This is a genomic window from Christiangramia aestuarii (assembly GCF_009735585.1).
Classification (GTDB): Bacteria; Bacteroidota; Bacteroidia; order Flavobacteriales; family Flavobacteriaceae; genus Christiangramia; species Christiangramia aestuarii.
The window spans coordinates 1-402 of record NZ_VJVW01000123.1; the positions used below are offsets into that span (position 1 = coordinate 1).

General features: G+C 73.4%; 1 protein-coding gene. It reads right to left on the bottom strand.

Going from position 1 to position 402, the window contains the following annotated elements; genetic code table 11:
* Window positions 1–402 (bottom strand): thiamine phosphate synthase (locus FLP08_RS17205; protein WP_156278146.1); only part of this gene is annotated, 402 nt, incomplete at both ends.

Genomic DNA, 402 nt, shown 5'->3' on the forward strand with positions numbered 1-402 from the left:
GGACGCGGCGGCGAACAGCGCATGGATCACGGCGACCAGATCGACGCCGCGGGCGATCAGGCCGGGCGCGGTGTCGAGGCTGATGCCGCCGATGGCGGTGATCGGCAGGTGCAGGCGCGGCCGGGCCTGGTCGAGCAGTTCGACGCTGGCGGCGGGGGCGCCGGGTTTGGTGCTGGAATTGAAGAAGCGGCCGAAGGCGACGTAGCTGGCGCCCTCGGCCACCGCCTGCTCGGCCAGTTCCAGTTGGGCGTGGCAGGTGGCGCCGATGATCGCCTGGCGGCCGAGCAGGGCGCGCGCCGCCGACAGCGAACCGTCGGTCTGGCCGAGGTGCAGGCCGACGCCCAGGCGCGCGGCGAGTTCGGCGTCGTCGTTGACGATCAACTGCGCGCCGTGGCGTTCGCA